Below are 17,886 nucleotides of genomic sequence, written 5' to 3' on the forward strand. Positions count from 1 at the left end.
GTAGAGTATAGGCCGGGCTACGAACCTGCGCCCCGGCCCCCGGGCCCTATTCTACCAGTTCGCCAACCGGATGGCGGGCCAGCCAGCTTTCGAGCAGCTCGTTGAAACGGGCCGGGCACTCCATCATCGGCGCGTGGCAGCACTGGTCGATGAAGTAGAGTTCTGAATGGGTAATGAGCCGGTTGAACTCATGACCCACGTTGGCCGGGGTAATGGTATCGTTGAGCCCCCAGACCAGCAGCGTCGGTACCTGAATCTGGTGCAGATCCTTACCAACGTTGTTGCGCTGGGCCGACTTGGCAATCGACACGATGCTCATGCACTTGGGAATGCTGCTGGTGATCTCAAACACCTCGTCGATCAGCTCTTTCGAGGCCACGTTGGGATCGTAGAATGTGTAGGCTACCCGCTCAGCAATGTAGTCGTAACTGCCACGCTTGGGAAACGAGCCACCCATGCCGTTCTCGAACAGCCCCGAGCTGCCCGTCAGCACCAGCCGACGAACCTGATCGGGATTTTTGAAGGTGTACAGAATCGCCAGATGGCCACCGAGCGAGTTACCCAGCAACGTCAGGTCCTGTAATCTTTTCTGGGCAACAAATTTTTCGATGAACGCTACGAGCCCTTCCAGGCTGGCCTGCCGGATCGGCATTTCGTAGATCGGCAACATCGGAATAACTACCCGGTATCGGTTCGAGAAGGTCTGGATTACGTCGTCCCAGTTACTGAGCGCGCCGAATAAACCGTGTAATAACAGCAGCACTTCGCCCTCTCCTTCGTCAACGTAGCGGAACCCCGCTTCTTCTCTGATTGTGTACTTCATGCGCATTAAACAGTTAACGATGCGGTAGATACTGGTTTTGGGTTAGTTTTTGAACAATTTTGATCCAGTTGGTCAGTAACGGAAGCCCCCACTCGGTCAGTACGGCTTCCGGGTGAAACTGAACCCCCCAGAGCGGTAACGTCCGATGCCGGATCCCCATCACCTCGCCCGACTCGGTTTCCAAGATACAGTCCAGACTGGCGGGGAGCTGGGTCAGCACCAGCGAGTGATAGCGCGTAACCGAAAACGAATCCGGTAGGCCGGTCAGCAGCGGATCAGGGTGTTTACCGACCCGCACCCGCGACACTTTGCCGTGCATCGGCTGAAGGGCCGGACTCAGGCTGGCCCCAGCCCATTCGCCGATGGCCTGATGGCCCAGACAAACCCCCAGCATAGGCACCCGCCGGTGGTAGTAGTCAATAATATCCAGCAGCCGCCCGGCCTGTTTGGGACGACCCGGCCCCGGCGACAGAACAACACCATCGACCGGCTGGGCTACCAGACGCTCGAACGGCTCGTCGTTGCGCACCACCCGACAGTCGGCCCCCGCCTGTCGTAGATAATCGACCAGCGTGAAGGTAAACGAATCGTAATTGTCGAGCAGCAGCAACTTCATGTTTCTGTAACGCAATCTGGTATCGCAAAATTAATAGTTTCCCCAAAAAGGCAAAATCAAATATATAATCATTATTGATTTACAGACGTTTAACATTTAATTAACTTGATTTTATTCAATTTATCCAAAAATAATACTACGCATTTAGTGGATAACTCGCTGGTTAGGAGCCGGAACGTTTATTTTTGGTGCAGAATTCATCGACTCCATTACCTGATCGTATGCCTGCCGAATTACCTGTTGTTATTGTTGGTGCCGGGGTTGCCGGCCTGAGTTGCGCTGTCTATCTCAAACAGGCGGGTATCGACGCACTCGTGCTCGATGCGGCCGATGGTGTGGGCGGGCGCGTTCGTACCGATATCGTAAACGGTTTTCAGCTCGACCGGGGCTTTCAGATTCTGCTGACGGCCTATCCGGAGGCCCGGCGGCTGCTGAACTACAACGCGCTCGACCTGCGGCCGTTCCGTTCCGGCGCGTTGATCCGCCATCAGGAACCCAATCAGGCTGCCAGCTGGATGAAACTGCTGAATCCCTTCCAGGAGCCACTGTCGGTATTCGCTACGCTGGCCTCGCCCGTAGGCACCCTGGGCGATAAACTACGGATTGTCGAGCTGATGCGCCGGACCCAGTCGCTATCCGTGGCCGAGTTATTTCAGCAAACGCCCACCACGACGCTGGCCCTGCTGGACGACATCGGTTTCTCCGATCAGATGATTACCCGGTTCTTCCGGCCGTTTTTTGGGGGCGTTTTCCTCGAAGACGCTCTGGTTACGTCGAGTAACTTTTTCGAGTTCTGCTTCCGGATGTTCTTTGAAGGCGAAGCCGCCGTACCGGCCCGGGGTATCGGGGCTATCGCTGATCAGCTGGCCGGCCGACTCGCTCCCGATCAGATCCGGCTGAAGACGCTGGTTCGGCGAATCAGTGGCTCAACGGTCGAGCTGGCCTCGGGCGAGAGCCTGGTAGCGGGGGCGGTGGTCATGGCCGTGGATGCGGACCAGGCGGCCCGGCTAACGGGACAGGCGCCCCCCATCAGTCGCTCGTTCAACCATACGACCTGTACCTACTTTGCGGCACCCGCCAGTCCTAATCGGGAAAAACTGCTCATGCTGAACACGCACCGCAGTGCTGCCATCCATAACATGGCCGTCATGAGCGACGTAGCGCCCGGCTACGCCCCGGACGGGCAGGCCCTGATTTCGGTCAGTACCCAGGGGTTGGAAACGGTCATCGAAGAGGCCCTGACCCGGCGAATTCGGCAGGAGCTGACGGAGTGGTTTGGCGCCGACGTGGCCAGCTGGCAACACCTGCGTACGTATCATCTGCCGCAGGCCTTACCGGCCTACGATCCTACCGTTGTTCACCAGCCGCTGCAACTGGCCGAAGGGCTCTACCAGTGTGGCGACCAGACGGCGTACCCATCGCTCAACGCAGCCCTGCAGACCGGCCGTAACGTAGCCGAGCAAATCGTGATGAACCATCGCTAACCCAACTCCCCCGACCCTATGCTCTGCCGCCTGCTTCTCCTGTTGCTCACCCTGCCGGGTTGCCAGACCGATCCGCCGTTTCGGTATATGGGTCCAATTCTGAAAGGGGTCAATCTGGTGGCACCACCGCGTCAGCCCGACTCAGCCGCCCTGGCACCCGTTCGGGCGGTAAACGCAGACTGGGTGGCCATTGTGCCCTACGGCTTCTGCCGCAAAGACGACCCCCATTTCTTTTTCAGTGAGAACCGGCCGAAAGAGAGCCGGAAATACGGGCAGTGGTGGGGCGAAACGCCCGCTGGTGTAGCGGAAACGATTCGGATGGCGCAGAAACAGGGGCTTAAAACCATGCTCAAGCCGCACGTCTGGATGCAGGGCGGCTCGCACCTTGACCTGGAGTTCAGGACCGAAGCCGACTGGCAGTCGTTCGAGAAAGACTACCGCCAGTATGTGCTGTTTTTTGCGCGTATGGCCGACTCCCTGCAGGTTGATCTGTACTGCATCACCACCGAGCTGGACCGCTTTGCCATAGCGCGCCCGGCCTTCTGGAACCAGCTGATCACAGACGTACGGAAGCTGTACGGCGGTAAACTGACCTATGCCGCCAACTGGGACCGGTACGAATCGATTCCGTTCTGGAACCAGCTCGACTACGTTGGCGTCGATGCCTATTTCCCGCTGTCCGACGACCGCAACCCCTCGGTAAACGCGCTGGTTCGGGGCTGGAAACCCCATCTGAACGCCCTGCAGAAAACAAGCGATCGGCTGCAGAAGCCCATTTTATTCACCGAATTTGGCTATCGTGCCTGCGATCATACGGCCCGCCGTCCGTGGGAATCGGAGACCGACTGTACACCCAATCTGCAGGCGCAGGCCAACGCCTATGCGGCCCTGCTCAGTGCCACCCGCCCGCAGGCCTGGTTTGCCGGTGGTTTCGCCTGGAAATGGTTTATGGATAGTGAACCGCGCCACCGCGAACGCGACCAGTACAGCCCGCAGGGACGCATGGCCGAACAAACCCTCAAAAAGCAGTGGCTATCCAATGCAAACTAAACGCTGGGAATTAGCCCGACGACCATGAGAGTTAATAGATGAAGCAAGATAAGCCCAACTCAGCTGCGTTGCCACTTTTTGGGTGCCGCTCAGGCTAGCCAGAGTGTTTCCTATCCACGGTAAGTGGCCCCCGCAAGCTGACCGACGACTCTAATCTACTCGTCGCTTTAACAAGTCGTATATGTCCTTGCGTGGGCCTACAGCAACAATCGTAACGACGATTACATCATCTTCAATCGCGTAAACAATTCGGTAATCACCACTTCGAAGGCGAAATAATTTGTCATAGCCTTTGAGCTGCTTGATGTTGCCTGAGCGAGGGGACTCTCCTAACCGGCTAATAGCTTTGATAAGCTGTTGTTGGATCTTTTTGGGCAGTTTAAGCAAATCTTCCAGCGCAGCTTCATCATATTCAATGCGGTAAACAAGACTCATGCAAGTATCAATTGGGGAGCCTTTGCTTATAGCCCTAATCGGGCTTTCACTTCCTCAGTGGAGTATCGCCTGCCCTCCTTAGCCAACCGAGCAGTGGCTAGTTCACCATCAAGCTTATCTTCCAATTGCTGATAAAACTCGTAATCGTCAAAGGAGATGACGGCAGCTACGTTCTTGCCAGAGCGTGTAATGATAGTAGCCTCCTTAGCAAAGGCGGCTTTACTAATAATCTCCGAAAAGTTCTTGCGCGCATCCTGAGTGCTGCTAACTGACCGTGACATGATCTTTGAGAAGTTTATAAGATGACAACTTATAACGAAGATCGTAAGTTCTGTACAGAATGTAAAGTCTGTACAAAAAATCAACGTTCAGTCCACGGCTGATTGATTTGTCCGACCACGCGATATACGCCACCCAAAAACCAACTATTGAACGGACACCGAACTGTCGACAGGCACGTAGCAAATCCGAAAAAATTCTCACTGTCAGACTATTAACCTGTCGACTAAGACGCGCCCACGCCATTTGAATGGACGAACCGCCCAACGCCACGAAGGGCTGATGGTGAGCGCACAAAACGCACAAGCTGCTTTTCAGACCAGCGCGGAGCCTTCGGTACATTTCTATCAGACTCCTTAATAGGGGTATTTCTGATGTCGGACGCTATGTGGCAAACCCACTTTTTGACTCCGCTTGTCAGGGCGATTCTTGTGTCGCAGGCGACCCAAAACTACCAAACCGGGGCGGTCACTTTGTCAACCCAAGCCGCCTAACGAGCCAAACTGCCCGCCTTTTGAACGCGCTGACGGTCGCACGAAAGCTCACAAACGAGCACTATTTTTTGGCGCATCACCCAACGCCAACAGGTGTTGAAGGTGAGCGAAGAACTTCACTGAACACATGTACCTAAACCTTTACACACTCGTTTGGTTGAGCTGTCATTCTAACCTCGGGACGTGCATCCTGTCGCCGGAACAAAGACAGACGCGAAGAAGACAACAACGCACCAATCCGATTTTAGACCGAGCGCGAAGCTGTTGGATTGTTGTTGATCAAGCGGCTTTGTTTGTCGGCTATATAAATAGCCAAAAGGGGCTCCCATTTCAATAGGAGCCCCGATTAGTGTACATAACTGTCTGTAAAACAGATAGAACATGATTAGATTCGGATGTCTCGCATTTGTTTTTGGTTAACGTTGTTACAGTGAAAACCTATAACTAAGGTAAAATGTTAATTATAACTGGCAAAATTTATTTTATTAAAATTTATTAAATGTCAGGTGATAAAGATAATCCATGTTTAAACTCACCTTTCATTATATACTTAGAGGGTTTATAGTACTTTTTTGTAAACACACCAGAAAGACCACTAAGACCATGCCGAACTATAACTTGTAGTTGTAAATATTGGTTTCTTTGAGCAACTAAAGGTCTAATGTCCGTCGTTGTTGTGAAAATACAGGCGCAGGGGGAATTTTTATCTACTAGGCTACACCCCTTGATAACAGACTCAATGTAAAATAGATCGCTCCTTACAAGTGGTACGTCTTGAATAACTATATCGTTTTTGCCGCTAGCGACTTCCTCAGTTACAGACCATAGGTTTAGGTTGACATCAAAAGCCTTAAAAAAAATAGAACTATTTATAATTTTAAATGAGAAAACGGCTTGATTGGGGAATCTTGAATCTTTATCTGTCTCCATAATATAGGAGGATATGAGTATCTTGGGCTTGAGAAGAACAAATATCATTGGCAGAAAAACGGCGGATGATACTAGATTCGTAATTAGACCCAGCCTTGCAGTATTATCATAAAATACCTTCTTAACCCCTTCCTGACCAAACCATATACTTACAGCCGTAATCAAAAGCCAAACAGAGGGCCAAATAATTGCCTTTCCCATAGATAATAATACTTACAAAGCTTAGTGTGTTCGGACGAGTATGCTACTTGTGCATTCTGTACAATTTACTTTCAACATAAGTACAATTAATAAAAGTATAATGCTGACAAGCCGCCACTTTATTTAACGGCATATAAACAGTCGATTACTAGGCATTTATGCAATTTGCAAAGAGACAGGTTCCTTGTCGCTCGGCAGGGTAAAAACAGCGTACCTTTCATTCAAAACCAACTTGCGAAGCTTAGCTGACCAATTTTACTCAGGGCGCGAAGTTCAAAACACGTTTGTCGGGGCGGCTAACTTGTCGCACGCTACGTAGCAAACCCACTTTTTGATTCTCATAACTGGGGTGTTTCTCGTGTCGACCGAAGATCGCCTAACGAACCAAACTGCCCGCCTTTTGCACACGCTGACGGTCGCACGTAAGCCCACAAACGAGCATTATTTTTTGGTGCATCACCCAACATAGTATTGTACGCAACACCACTCACTATTAATCTATTGATTACTAACAAATTAATAGTAAGTGTAAGCAGTAACAACTACGCTTATAATGACTCTTGCCAAAGAAAGGGAGTTACTGACACATTTCAAAAAGATCATACGTGGGCAGTTGGGCGTTTTTAGGCAACGGTGGTTTAGCCAGCCAGGGCACGCCGGTACGCGCTCGGCGTCTGGCCCGTCACGCTCCGGAAGGTCTTGTTGAAATGCGAGAGATTGTTGAACCCAACCGACAGGCCAATGTCGGCCACCGTGCGCGCCGAATGCAGCAGTCGCCGGGCCTGGCTGATCCGGTATTCGTTCAGGAAATCGGTAAACGTCTGGTGGGTCATCCGCTTGAAATACCGACAAAAAGCCGGTACGGTCAGGCTGGCCAGGTCCGCCACCGCCCGGATGTCCAGGTCTTCGGCATAATGCTGCTCGACGTACTGACAAACCCGGTTGATGCGCTCTTTTTCCTTTGGGTTCAGGTCGAAGCGAACCCCGTCGGCGTGAAGCGGCTCTACATCAGTAGCGTCGGCCAGGTAGTGCAACACCCGCAGCAGACTCAGCATTCGTTCGAAAGGGGGCTGCTGGGGCAGCTGGGTCAATAAGGGGCCAACGCGCTGCCGGGTTTCATCGCCGAAGAGCAGTCCCGAATGCGACCGTTCAAACAGACGGCGGACCTGAGCCAGCTCCGGTTTTTGCAGAAAGTGCTCGCCCATAAAATCCTCGCGCATCTGCACAACGATCTCCTCGTACTGCCCCTCGGTTCCGTAGCTGAAGTTCAGGTGAGGCAGATTGGGGCCAATGAATACCAGCTCGCCGGCTTCGTAGCGGGAATGACTTGTGCCGATGCGTCGCTGGCCGCTGCCCACCGGAATGTAGACAATTTCATACTCGGGGTGGTAGTGCCAGTACACCCAGCACGGCTCGGCTTCGGTACTGTGAATAACCCGAAACGAACTCCCGGCTTCGGGTTCTATTTTTTCGAACTGGAGTTTCATAAGGACCAGCGAAACAGGCCGTTTGGAGGGAAACCGCTTTTCGCTTTATAACGTTTATAGATCAACAGCTTGCTCATTCATAAAACACCATGAACCGAATCCTTCTTTGCTTACTGAGTCTGATCACGCTGGCCGGTCTGGCTCAGGGTCAATCTACCGATTACGCCTTCGCCAAATTACCCGCGCCGAAACCCGGCGAAGCCGTAGCCACCTTGGCGGGCGGCTGCTTCTGGGCACTCGAAGAGGGAATGGACCAGCTCAAAGGCGTGCGCGAGGTCGTCTCCGGTTATTCGGGCGGCTCGGTCAAAAACCCAACCTACAAACAGGTAGGCACCGACCGGACCGGCCATGCCGAATCGGTACAGGTTTACTACGATCCCAAAGTCATCAGCTACGCCCAGCTGCTCGACGCTTTTTTTGCCGGCCATGACCCCACGACCCTCAACCGCCAGGGACCGGACGTTGGCCGCGATTACCGGTCCGTCGCGTTTTACCGCACCCCCGCCGAGAAGGCCGAAATCCTGGCCGCCATCAAACGGGTCAACGACTCGGGCCATTATTCGGGCAAGGTGGTCACTGAAGTAGTGGCGTTTCAGGCTTTCTACCCCGCCGAGAATTATCACCAGAACTATTTCGCCCTGCATCCTGATCAGCCGTACATCCAGCGGGTATCGCTGCCCAAGGTCGAAAAGCTCCGCAAAGCAATGGCCGGACGGCTTAAAAATAATACGTCGTTAACAATGAATCGCTAATTAGCGGCATCAAAAAGACAATACAGCATCAGCAGCGGATAATAAAAACACAGAATAGCCGGCTACCACCGGCTATTTTTGCAGCATGAATACACCGGTAACGCTCAACAAATCACACCTAAACCTACTCGTTCGAAATGTACTGTCGTTCTTCACGAACCGACAGGCGCTGGCCGTTGGGTTGGTCTTTGCGTCAGACAGCCTGCTGTTCGGCAGCTGGGTTTCTCACATTCCATACGTAAAACAGAAGCTAAGTTTATCGGAAGCCGAGCTGGGCCTGGTTCTGTTTGCCATGCCCGCCGGTTTGCTGGTGATGAACCCGCTGACAGGCCGAATCATTGGCCGGCTTGGCGAAGCGCGGTCCTGTTTCTGGTCGGCGGTCGGGCTGGCTATCTCCATGTGCATCCCGATTAACGCGCCCAATACGCTCGTGTTGACCATTGGCCTGTTCCTGGTCGGGCTGGCCGCAGCGCTCATCAACGTGGCCATGAACACCAGCGCCACCAACCTGGAACGCCACCAGGGCAGCGTGATCATGTCGTCCTGTCACGGCATGTGGAGCCTCGGTGGCCTGCTGGGTTCGGGTATTGCGGGAGCCGTAATAGCCCTGCACGTACCGCCCCCGGTTCATATCATGGTAGTATCGGTGCTGATCCTGCTGGCTACGTTTCTGATACAGCCCATGCTGGCCCGGATTCCGTCCAGCAGCCGCACCGAAACCGGCGAGAAGGCGGGCTCCTCCTTCGTTATGCCGACCTTCGACCTGCTGCTGATGATCCTCATCGGGCTGGCCCTAGCCATGGGCGAAGGAGCCGCTTTCGACTGGAGCGCCGTCTACCTGCGCGAAACCCTGGGAGCCAGCAGTCAGATTGCCGCCCTGGGTTTTGCCAGCTTCTCGCTCACCATGACCGGATTCCGTTTTCTGGGCGATGCCATCATCCCGAAAATTGGCGGCAAACGCTGGCTGCAGATCGGTGGCGTGCTGGCCGCGCTGGGCCTGGTTATCGCCATCGCGCTGCCCTACCCGACCACGGCGCTGCTGGGTTTCGGGCTGCTGGGGGCAGGCTGTTCGCTGGGGGCACCGGTCCTGTACGCGGCTGCCCTACGGGTACCGGGTATTCCGCCCGCGGCTGGTCTGGCTACCTTTGCCACGTTTAGCTTCATCGGTTTTCTGGCAGGCCCACCGCTGGTTGGCTTCATTGCCGAAGGGTTCGGCCTTTATTTCGGGCTGGGCTTTGTGGCACTGATGCTCCTGATTTCGGCGGGCCTGGCCCGACTCGTAAACCTGTTTTAACCCGACGAACAGACAACGGAACCCCGCCCTGGGGCGGTTAGTGTCCCTGCGTTCGCTTCTTCTCTTACTCAGTTATAGTGCATGAAAGCAGTTATTTTTGATATGGACGGGGTGATTGTGGATACCAATCCGCACCACCGCATTGCCTGGCGTGAGTACTACCAGCGCAACGGGAAAACCCTAAGCGACGCCGACTTCGTGGAGCATGTGTCCGGTAAGCACAACACCCATATCGTTGCCCATCTGTTTGCCAACCAAACCCTGACGCCCGACGAGGTACTCCGGCTCGGCAACGAAAAAGAAGCCCTGTTTCGGGAGCTGTACCGCCCGGTCATCACCCCCGTTGCCGGTCTGGTCGACTTTCTGAAAGCCCTGAAAGCGGCCGGGATCCGTACCGCCGTAGCCACGTCTGCCCCGATCGAGAATCTGGAGCTGGTCATCGACACGCTTGAGCTGCGGCCTTATTTCGATGCCCTTCTGAACGAAAGCATGGTCAGCCATCCCAAACCGGACCCGGAAATTTACCAGAAAGCCATGCAGCAACTCGGCGTCGATCCGGCCGATAGCGTGGTGTTCGAAGACTCCATGACCGGCATTCAGGCGGCCCGGGCTGCGGGGGCGCAGGTGGTGGGCGTAGCCACTACCCTCTCGTTCGACGATCTGCGGTCTTTTGTCGACGACAGTATCCACGACTTTACCGACATGGACATCGATCGGCTACAGCGCCTGTACGGGGTAGCGTCTTAAGTTTTTTTAACGTCCGTTTGTCGGGGCCCTGCTCCGAAACTTGTAGTTTTACGGAACTGTTATTCAGAACCAGTTGGGTAGTGAATCGTGCGGCAACTTCCTATCTTGCCACTGCTCACCAGCCAGCTGGTTCTGACCCGTTTTAGCTATGTCGCATCCGAGCCGTTTTTTCCTGGTACTGGCCGTTGCCCTCTGCAGTTTGACTGACTTGTGGGCACAGGGGAAATACGTGATCGGAACGGTCATCGATCAAACGACGCAAAAGGGGGTTGACCGGGCAACGGTCATCAACCAGCGCACCCGCCAGCGGGCCCGAACCAACGCAGCCGGTCGTTTTTTTCTAACCATCCAGCCCGGCGATTCGCTCATCCTGAACAGCCAGCTCTACAACCGCACCGCCATCCGGTACGACGGCTCGGACAACCCGACCATTGTGGCCAAATCGTTGCCGCCCATGCCCTATCGGGTGGTCGATCTGGCCGAGGTAACCGTAACGGCCAAGCGGTATGAAGAGGTAAAACGCGAGATTCAGCAGGTGCTGGCCGAGCCCACCGCGTCCCGAAAAGTAACGGGCGAACAGGCTTTCGACCGGCTGGCCGATGGCGCGGGCGTCACCCTGATTTATGAACTGTTTGGCAAACGGCCCAAGTCAGACCGCAAGGCGTATTATATCATGCAGCAGGACCGTCGGCATGCGCTGGCGCTCGAACGGTTCCGGCTGCTGGTCGATCAGGCGACCGACCTCAAAGGCGATGACATCGACCGGTTCTACGACTTCTGCGATCTGGACGACGAGTTCCTGCTCAAGGCCTCGGACTACGATCTGATCAACACCCTGCAGCAACTTCGCAACCGCTTCCGCTACGGGTTTAACCGCCCCAGCCGCCTGCGGGCCGACCCCGACGCGCCCCGCCAGTAGCCAGCCCCAACCCGGTCAGTGCAGCACGACAACCGGATCGCCGGCTCCGATCGTTCCGCCCTGAATGACTTTAGCCGTCAGCCCGCCGTGGCCCCGCATGGCGTTATACCCACCGGGACCGAGCGCCGTCTCCATCTTGGAACAGGGATGACACTGGCCGGTGATCTGGAGTACTACCCCCCCGCTGGCCGGGTCTCCGAACTGGAGCCGGTGGTCTTTCAGGGCCAGCAGGTTTATGCCCGATATAACCAGATTCCGACGCAGCAGGGCCGGATCGAGAGCATCGCGCCCCGTGAGAGCCGCCACCACCGGTAGGTGTTCGGCCTGGATCAGGGTAACATGGCGGTTCCCGCTCTGCCCGCTGTAGTGATCGCCGGCCAGCCCCCCTTTCGTGGATACCTCGACCGACTCGACGACACTGACCGCGCCCCGGCGCTCGGGCCGAATACCGATCCACTCCACCCGACCGGCGCGCGGAAATACCTCAAACAGGTCTTTGATATTTTGCATACGTGTCTCTGCGCCCGGATGAACCAGACAAAGAGATAACCTAATAGCTGAGGTAGCGGTTCTCGACCGAGCCGTCGTCGTACAAATCGACCAGTGCGTACCCGGCGGATGTATGATGATACCGGCCAAACCACCAGGCTCCGCTCACGGCGCCGTTGCAGTAGTACGAAACGCCGTTATAGTCGACCCGGTCGGTGAGGTGAATATGACCGCTCAGGGCCGCTTTCACGTTCGGATACTGGTTGAAGAGTCCCGTTAGTCGAACGGTATCGCTGTGCATCCAGCGCGACGGCACGTTCCAGTGGTCGCCCTCGAAGCGTTTGCCGTCGAAGAACACACAGGCGGCCAGGATGGGCACGTGCGATACGATCAGGATGGGCGTACTGGCGGGGGTGGCTTTCAGTTCGGCTTCGAGCCAGGTGTACTGTTCCTCGTCGAGGTGGGCGGTATACCAGCTGCCATCGGCTTTGGGCTGTACGCTGTCCAGCACGATGATCTGCCAGCCGTTGCGGTTCAGGCTGTAATAACGCCGGGTCAGCCGCAGCTCATCCATGGCCCACTGCCGCCCCGACAAAAACGACCCGTTCCGATCCTGATGGCACCAGATGTCATGGTTACCGATGCAGCTGAGTACCGGCAGGGCATTTTCATTCGTCAGCACCTTGTTGTAGAGGCTCCACTGGCGTTTAACGCTCTCCTGGCTGCGGCCGTGGGCTTCCATGATGGCGTCGCCCCCGTTCAGGATCAGGTCAGGCCGATCGGGCAACTCCTGGAGGTGGTGCAGGCACCGCTCAAACCCTTTGGCCGCGCCAATGACGGGCTGCATGTGAACATCGGTCAGGTGAGCAATGCGCAGGAGTCGGCGCTTGGGGGCCGCAACGGGCCGGGCAGAAACAAGGTGAGGGGTCGAAAGGGCGGCCAGGCCCGTACTAACTCGTTTGACAACGTCGCGACGATTCATGCGTCATGATGGTTTGCCAAAAGTACAGACTTGCCGACCCTTGCCCGTTACGCCGACTTTACCCTTTTGTTAGCGAATCGTGTAGGCAACAGCGTCCTTGTTCACATCCGGTCAATACCGGCGGAGTAGCGCCAGCATTTTCTCGTCGAGCTTCATGCCCTTGTAGCGCTTGTACTCGATGTCGGTCCGGTCGCTGTCGAGGATACCAAACGCGCCCCGGAAGTTCCAGAGCGACCAGCCCCAGCCGGCCTGTTTCCAGAGTTTGAGCTGGTCTTCCATCCAGCGCAGTGCCACGTCATGGGGGGTTTTGTTGTAGCAGCCCCACTCGCCCACATGTACACCCACGCCCTGCTTCTGCAGTTTCTGCCAGGGCTCGATCGCGATCTTCCGCAACGAATCGGCACTCCAGGTGGTGTTCATCCACTGGGCCGGCCAGGTAGGCGGGGGCGTATCTTTCAGCATGGGCACCCACTCGGCTTTGTAATGGCTGACGTTCATGGGCAGATACCCCCGGGTACTTTGCCCCACCCTCAAGTCGGCCAGCTTGAAAACAGGCTGGTTGCCGTATTGCAGCCCATCGGCAATGATCAGCCGGTCCGGATCAACCGAGCGAATCCCTTCGACCAGCGCCCGCACCACCCGCAGGTAGTTGGCTTCGTCGGTGGTAGGTTCGTTGATGAGGTCGAAGGAAACCTCCCGGTTGGGCAGGCCTTTGTAGCGTTCAGCCAGGTGTTTCCAGTGAAAAACGGCGGCTTCGAGCGCCCGCTCATCGGTCCACAGATCGAGTGGCTCGGCGGGTGGGTTCACGCAATAGCCCGGAATCCGGTGCAGGTTCAGGTTAACATGAATCTTGTACTGCCGCCCGAAGGCTACGGCTTCGTCGATCTCTTTCAGCACCTTTTCGTTGAGCTCGGTCCAGTGGGCCGGATCGGGGGTGGCCCAGCAGTGGTACGACATGGGCAGCCGCACAAAATTGAACCCCCAGTTGGCAATCATGTCGAAGTCGCGCTCCTGATACGGCCCGGCTGGCGTGGGCCCGGTGTTGCCGGCTACGAACTTTTCGAGCAGGTTGAAGCCGCGCCAGCGGGGTAGTTTGTTGGGTGTTGGTTCGGGGAGAGCCATGGGTACCGCCAGGCTCAGCTGACTAAGGCCAGCTGCCGCCGAGAGCGAGGTTTGGATAAAGGAACGACGATGCATAACGGAAACGTGGATAAGATGCCCTGCCGGCAGCCCGCCCAGCCAAAGACGCTGTGATATGCCGACGGGTAATACTGTAACCCGCCGTTTCGGTAAAAGTTGGCCCAATGGCAGTATGCGCCCGCGCTAGCGCCCGAAGTTGAGCGTAGTACCCAGCCGGTAGCCCAGCCCTTTGTAGGCCCCATCCTGAAACTGCCCGATGACCTCTACCCGAAAAAACGGTAGAATTTTAGGAACAAGCCCGTTTAGCCCGTACCCCACTTCGGTATAGTTCTTCAGCGACGGGGTGGTCAGGTAGTTGACAAACAGGTTCTCGCGCAGGTCGAGCAGCCGCAGTACGGTCACCTGGGTGAGGATGAACTTCCGGAACTCGCCGAACACGTGGGCTTCGGCAAAGCGGTTGGCAGTGCTGTAGCGGTAATACGGCAACATGCGGAACACCGTTACCGGGTCGCCTTGCTGGAACCAGAATTCGTTGCCCATGAAGTGCTTGAAGTCCGGGAAAAACAGCTTCCGATCCTGCACGAATGCCCCGGCCGATACCGCGTAGCTGAGTCGGCTGCGGATACCCGTCTCAAGCGACTGCCGGGCCGAGACCTGCAGAAAATCATAATCTACGTCGCCCAGGCCACGCCGGTAGTTCAGGCTCAGCACGGGGGCTTCGTCATCGACCAGCCGGTACCGAACCCCGTTGCGCACCCGGTACCGAATCGTTCCCAGGTTAAGATGGCCCCACAGATCGAGCGTGAGGGCGTTGTGGGTCGGGAAGCTGGTAGTAGCCACCTCGACGTTATCGGGGCGGTTGGGCGTAAAGGTGCGGTTCTTCCAGTCGATCCACGGTCTGATCGATTCTTTAAAGTTGGCCAGCTCGCTGCGTTGGGCGTATTCGAAACTTCCCGCCAGCGAGAGCCGGTCGTTCAGCGTCCGCACGTCGCCCCGCAGCTTCGCAAAATCCTTGGCGTACAGCTTCATGAAATTCTGTTCGAACACCAGCGTCGTCAGGCCGTTCAAAATTGGACTGATCGGGTTGGCCGGGTTAAACTGGTAAAAATACCGCCCGCCCGAGGCATCCAGACTGCCTTTCGCAAACCGCACCCCCGTTTGTCCGTAGCCGACCAGCGCCCGGGGTCCAAACTGATAGCGCCCCACGGCCCGCACGTACCAGCGCGGTGTGGATCGGAACACAGTCGGCGTTTTGAGCGAGTCGGCCTTGCTGGCCAGCTGGTTCAGCCGCAGGCCACCCTCGATGGCGTAGCCCTCCACGGTATTGTACTCGATGTTGGATACCGGACTCGTCCAGACCAGCCGCGTGCGGGGCCCCAGCCGGAAGGTAGAGCCAGACAGGACAAAACCGACCGGCGAGAACTTGTCCTTCTTTTTGCCTTTGATGCTGTCGGCTTTCATTTTCACCTCGCGGGTGATCCGCAGGCTATCGTTTTTGGCGTAGCTCGTTATTTCGGCCGTGGTCAGCGGCACCGCCCGGATCGAATCCCAGAAAGCCGTGGAGCGCTTACCCGCCAGCGAATCGATAGCCGTCGAGTCGTTCCGCACCACCTGCACATCGTCGCCCTTCCGCTTCCGCTCCTTAAACTGCTGCTTTTCGTATTCCTTGATGAGCTGTTTGAAGTTCTTCGTGGTCAGCTCTTTCTGTTTCTTCACGGTCTGCTCGAACGACTGCCCTTTGATATCGCGCTGGCTCAGCACCGAAGCCGGCTTCTCTTTTTTCTCGTCGATGACTGGCACATCGTCCACGAAGGCCGGGTTAACGGTCAGCTGATTATAGGTCTGGCTGATGGCACCCTGGGCCGTAAAGTCAACCCCAAAGAAGCTGCCTTTGCTCTCGAACCGGAAGTTCACCGGCACCCATACGTTCTTGATGGGCGAGAGCGTGGCGCGGGTGTTGGTCGTGAAGCCCTGACTGCTGCGGTATTCCAGCTGAAAACTATGCATGGCCCAGGTGTTCTCGATGATGTAAATCACCCCCCGAAAAACGCCTTCGCCCCAGGAGCGCGGAATAACCCGAATCTTACTGATTTCGATCTCCTGCCCGTTCGGACCCGGTTCGCGGAAGGTCCCCTCGTATTCAAATTTGTAATACGCAAACGCACTCGGCGACAGGGGCGACACACAACCGGCTATCTTGGGCGCGTAGAAAGAGCCCAAGTAAAACGAAGCCGGCACGACCTGATCAATCTGCGAATTCCGGGATGCAATGATCCGCCGTTTGTAGGAAGCCGGCTGCCGGAACGTCACCTCCGACACGGTCTCGTACAGGATCGGTCGACCTACTTTAAAGTTAGCTTCACGTTCGGCCTCGGCCAGCTGTTTCTTGAACATATTGGCGATGGCCGGCAGCTTCAGCACCACAAACGACGCTTTTCCGTAGTTACGGGCCGTAAACTGCTGCACCTGCAACTGGTGGAACCGGCTTTTGGCAATGGCCCGGCGCATGATGGTATAGGCCGGGTCTTCGTTGCCGGCTTTGGCCTGCACTTCGGCCAGCCGGAAGGCCTGCTCTTCCAGTACCACATCGATAGTCTGGAAGCCGTTGGTAATCTCTACCGTTTTCTGAACGGCCTGGAAGCCCAGGTACTGAAAGGTAACGGCGTACTGCCCCGGCGTCAGCGCCAGTTCATAGCGCCCTTCGTCGTTGGTGATCGTCCCCTGCGAACGATCGGTAGCGGCACTACCTTTGACAATAATAGCCGCGTAGGGTAAGGCGTCTCCCTTTGCGTTTTTTACCGTACCCCTCAGCCCTGACTGGGCTAGGGCAGCTAGTGAAGTAAGAATAAAGAGGCCAAGCAGCAAGAATGGTTTCATGAACAAAACGGCGAAGTGGGTAGGTGTGATCGGTAGTCTAAGGTAGTGAAGGAACGAAAGAAGGCCATTCTTCGCGCCATAAATAGCTGATTTTTGGCCGGATTGACCGCTTTTACCCCGCTGCGTCCGGCATGACGGGCAGCCAGTAGTCGATCATGGGCCTGTTTCTATCCTTTTCTCGCCGGAACGTATACGGCGTTGACAGCCGCAGCCGGGCAGCACCAGAATGGACAGGCCGCCAAATTACAACGACCCGACTAGTACGGGATATCCGTTAAGGTAATTTAAGAATTCGGCCGGGTTGGCTCGCGGGCGAACCCGGTGGGGAGGGCTGGGCGTAGAAGCCCGCTTCGTCTGAAACGGGAGCGTTTGGCCCGATGCGTCCAAACGACCGAACGCTGTACCCAAGGGCGTAGAGACGCCAGTCAGCCGCAACCTGGGAGTGAACGGAATACTCTGGACCGTTCACCCAGCGGCCCCGGAGGTCGATGGGCTTTACCTAACTAGCCAGACAGCTCATCAATACCACCGCTACATGCGTACGCCTGGTTGGCTATCACTTTCCGCATGAGTGGGCTTCGACTGACGGGAAGCCCCCTCACGAAGGATCAGATGGGTCACTCGACTGTCAATGCCGCAATCGGGAAAACATCGCTCAATAACGTGCCTGACGAATCAAACCATTGACATTTCACCTGTTCTTTGTCCTCCACAAGCGTTTTCAGGATGGAACCGTCTCCGTATTTTTTCCCATAACCCGTGACTGTCATTTGCGGACTGCCAGATTTAAGTTTAACGACGCTGCCAATTGTAATTTGTTCCATTAGGTCGGGTTGAAAAATGCATGGATGAAGCGCGAAGCTACAAACTAAATGTTGTCGTTAGAG

At 55.9% G+C, this 17,886-nt stretch carries 17 protein-coding genes; 6 read left to right on the plus strand and 11 right to left on the minus strand.

Annotation, left to right across the window (positions count from 1 at the left end; translation table 11 throughout):
* Positions 1–46 precede the first annotated feature (46 nt).
* Both B1C80_RS06820 and B1C80_RS06825 read right to left on the minus strand, forming a co-directional pair.
* Positions 47–823: an alpha/beta fold hydrolase gene (locus B1C80_RS06820; RefSeq protein WP_077920513.1), complete on the minus strand. Its 777-nt coding sequence runs from the start codon at positions 821–823 to the stop codon at positions 47–49.
* 13 nt (positions 824–836) lie between these two features.
* Complete coding sequence (locus B1C80_RS06825; RefSeq protein WP_077920318.1) at positions 837–1,439, minus strand: aminodeoxychorismate/anthranilate synthase component II; 603 nt, start codon at positions 1,437–1,439, stop codon at positions 837–839.
* 221 nt (positions 1,440–1,660) lie between these two features.
* Between B1C80_RS06825 and B1C80_RS06830 the strand changes: the two genes are divergently transcribed.
* Complete coding sequence (locus tag B1C80_RS06830; RefSeq protein ID WP_077920319.1) at positions 1,661–2,923, plus strand: NAD(P)/FAD-dependent oxidoreductase; 1,263 nt, start codon at positions 1,661–1,663, stop codon at positions 2,921–2,923.
* Between the two features lie 18 nt (positions 2,924–2,941).
* Positions 2,942–3,973, plus strand: a complete 1,032-nt coding sequence (locus B1C80_RS06835; protein ID WP_077920320.1) for a hypothetical protein — start codon at positions 2,942–2,944, stop codon at positions 3,971–3,973.
* A 150-nt stretch (positions 3,974–4,123) separates the two neighbouring features.
* On the opposite strand, the gene B1C80_RS06840 is transcribed toward B1C80_RS06835, so the two are convergent.
* The 4 genes from B1C80_RS06840 to B1C80_RS06855 form a co-directional block, all read right to left on the minus strand.
* Positions 4,124–4,408: a type II toxin-antitoxin system RelE/ParE family toxin gene (locus tag B1C80_RS06840; protein ID WP_077920321.1), complete on the minus strand. Its 285-nt coding sequence runs from the start codon at positions 4,406–4,408 to the stop codon at positions 4,124–4,126.
* 26 nt (positions 4,409–4,434) lie between these two features.
* On the minus strand, positions 4,435–4,689 hold the full coding sequence (locus B1C80_RS06845) for a type II toxin-antitoxin system Phd/YefM family antitoxin (RefSeq protein WP_129599956.1): 255 nt from the start codon (positions 4,687–4,689) through the stop codon (positions 4,435–4,437).
* A 987-nt stretch (positions 4,690–5,676) separates the two neighbouring features.
* Entirely contained in the window at positions 5,677–6,312 is a 636-nt protein-coding gene (locus B1C80_RS06850) for a hypothetical protein (RefSeq protein ID WP_077920323.1), read from the minus strand.
* Between the two features lie 638 nt (positions 6,313–6,950).
* Positions 6,951–7,799 (minus strand): AraC family transcriptional regulator, encoded by an 849-nt coding sequence (locus B1C80_RS06855; RefSeq protein WP_077920324.1) that lies wholly within the window; start codon positions 7,797–7,799, stop codon positions 6,951–6,953.
* A gap of 89 nt (positions 7,800–7,888) precedes the next feature.
* Here B1C80_RS06855 and msrA point away from each other — a divergent pair, with 89 nt between their 5' ends.
* The 4 genes from msrA to B1C80_RS06875 all read left to right on the plus strand — a co-directional run bounded on the left by msrA (position 7,889) and on the right by B1C80_RS06875 (position 11,511).
* Positions 7,889–8,551, plus strand: coding sequence for a peptide-methionine (S)-S-oxide reductase MsrA (msrA, locus tag B1C80_RS06860; RefSeq protein ID WP_077920325.1), 663 nt, complete (start codon positions 7,889–7,891; stop codon positions 8,549–8,551).
* A gap of 85 nt (positions 8,552–8,636) precedes the next feature.
* Positions 8,637–9,845: an MFS transporter gene (locus B1C80_RS06865; RefSeq protein WP_077920326.1), complete on the plus strand. Its 1,209-nt coding sequence runs from the start codon at positions 8,637–8,639 to the stop codon at positions 9,843–9,845.
* An 81-nt stretch (positions 9,846–9,926) separates the two neighbouring features.
* Positions 9,927–10,592 (plus strand): HAD family phosphatase, encoded by a 666-nt coding sequence (locus tag B1C80_RS06870; protein ID WP_077920327.1) that lies wholly within the window; start codon positions 9,927–9,929, stop codon positions 10,590–10,592.
* A 148-nt stretch (positions 10,593–10,740) separates the two neighbouring features.
* Complete coding sequence (locus tag B1C80_RS06875; RefSeq protein ID WP_077920328.1) at positions 10,741–11,511, plus strand: hypothetical protein; 771 nt, start codon at positions 10,741–10,743, stop codon at positions 11,509–11,511.
* Positions 11,512–11,526: 15 nt separating this feature from the next.
* On the opposite strand, the gene B1C80_RS06880 is transcribed toward B1C80_RS06875, so the two are convergent.
* From B1C80_RS06880 to B1C80_RS06900, 5 genes are all read right to left on the minus strand, one after another.
* Positions 11,527–12,021, minus strand: coding sequence for an MOSC domain-containing protein (locus B1C80_RS06880; RefSeq protein ID WP_077920329.1), 495 nt, complete (start codon positions 12,019–12,021; stop codon positions 11,527–11,529).
* A gap of 40 nt (positions 12,022–12,061) precedes the next feature.
* Positions 12,062–12,982 (minus strand): metallophosphoesterase, encoded by a 921-nt coding sequence (locus tag B1C80_RS06885; RefSeq protein ID WP_077920330.1) that lies wholly within the window; start codon positions 12,980–12,982, stop codon positions 12,062–12,064.
* Between the two features lie 111 nt (positions 12,983–13,093).
* Positions 13,094–14,179, minus strand: a complete 1,086-nt coding sequence (locus B1C80_RS06890; RefSeq protein WP_077920331.1) for a glycoside hydrolase family 5 protein — start codon at positions 14,177–14,179, stop codon at positions 13,094–13,096.
* A 126-nt stretch (positions 14,180–14,305) separates the two neighbouring features.
* Complete coding sequence (locus B1C80_RS06895) at positions 14,306–16,999, minus strand: DUF5686 and carboxypeptidase regulatory-like domain-containing protein (protein ID WP_077920332.1); 2,694 nt, start codon at positions 16,997–16,999, stop codon at positions 14,306–14,308.
* A gap of 617 nt (positions 17,000–17,616) precedes the next feature.
* On the minus strand, positions 17,617–17,823 hold the full coding sequence (locus B1C80_RS06900; protein WP_077920333.1) for a DUF2158 domain-containing protein: 207 nt from the start codon (positions 17,821–17,823) through the stop codon (positions 17,617–17,619).
* Between the last annotated feature and the right edge of the window lie 63 nt (positions 17,824–17,886).

This window comes from Spirosoma sp. 209 (genome assembly GCF_002006735.1).
GTDB lineage: Bacteria > Bacteroidota > Bacteroidia > Cytophagales > Spirosomataceae > Spirosoma > Spirosoma sordidisoli.

Bases quoted from the DNA above. Each gene is read 5' to 3' on its own strand.
- B1C80_RS06835 (WP_077920320.1), top strand. From the start codon at position 2,942: ATGCTCTGCCGCCTGCTTCTCCTGTTGCTCACCCTGCCGGGTTGCCAG.
- B1C80_RS06865 (WP_077920326.1), top strand. From the start codon at position 8,637: ATGAATACACCGGTAACGCTCAACAAATCACACCTAAACCTACTCGTT.
- B1C80_RS06900 (WP_077920333.1), bottom strand. From the start codon at position 17,823: ATGGAACAAATTACAATTGGCAGCGTCGTTAAACTTAAATCTGGCAGT.
- B1C80_RS06825 (WP_077920318.1), bottom strand. From the start codon at position 1,439: ATGAAGTTGCTGCTGCTCGACAATTACGATTCGTTTACCTTCACGCTG.
- B1C80_RS06855 (WP_077920324.1), bottom strand. From the start codon at position 7,799: ATGAAACTCCAGTTCGAAAAAATAGAACCCGAAGCCGGGAGTTCGTTT.
- B1C80_RS06880 (WP_077920329.1), bottom strand. From the start codon at position 12,021: ATGCAAAATATCAAAGACCTGTTTGAGGTATTTCCGCGCGCCGGTCGG.
- B1C80_RS06870 (WP_077920327.1), top strand. From the start codon at position 9,927: ATGAAAGCAGTTATTTTTGATATGGACGGGGTGATTGTGGATACCAAT.
- B1C80_RS06845 (WP_129599956.1), bottom strand. From the start codon at position 4,689: ATGTCACGGTCAGTTAGCAGCACTCAGGATGCGCGCAAGAACTTTTCG.
- B1C80_RS06875 (WP_077920328.1), top strand. From the start codon at position 10,741: ATGTCGCATCCGAGCCGTTTTTTCCTGGTACTGGCCGTTGCCCTCTGC.
- B1C80_RS06890 (WP_077920331.1), bottom strand. From the start codon at position 14,179: ATGCATCGTCGTTCCTTTATCCAAACCTCGCTCTCGGCGGCAGCTGGC.
- B1C80_RS06885 (WP_077920330.1), bottom strand. From the start codon at position 12,982: ATGAATCGTCGCGACGTTGTCAAACGAGTTAGTACGGGCCTGGCCGCC.
- msrA (WP_077920325.1), top strand. From the start codon at position 7,889: ATGAACCGAATCCTTCTTTGCTTACTGAGTCTGATCACGCTGGCCGGT.
- B1C80_RS06850 (WP_077920323.1), bottom strand. From the start codon at position 6,312: ATGGGAAAGGCAATTATTTGGCCCTCTGTTTGGCTTTTGATTACGGCT.
- B1C80_RS06820 (WP_077920513.1), bottom strand. From the start codon at position 823: ATGAAGTACACAATCAGAGAAGAAGCGGGGTTCCGCTACGTTGACGAA.
- B1C80_RS06895 (WP_077920332.1), bottom strand. From the start codon at position 16,999: ATGAAACCATTCTTGCTGCTTGGCCTCTTTATTCTTACTTCACTAGCT.
- B1C80_RS06830 (WP_077920319.1), top strand. From the start codon at position 1,661: ATGCCTGCCGAATTACCTGTTGTTATTGTTGGTGCCGGGGTTGCCGGC.
- B1C80_RS06840 (WP_077920321.1), bottom strand. From the start codon at position 4,408: ATGAGTCTTGTTTACCGCATTGAATATGATGAAGCTGCGCTGGAAGAT.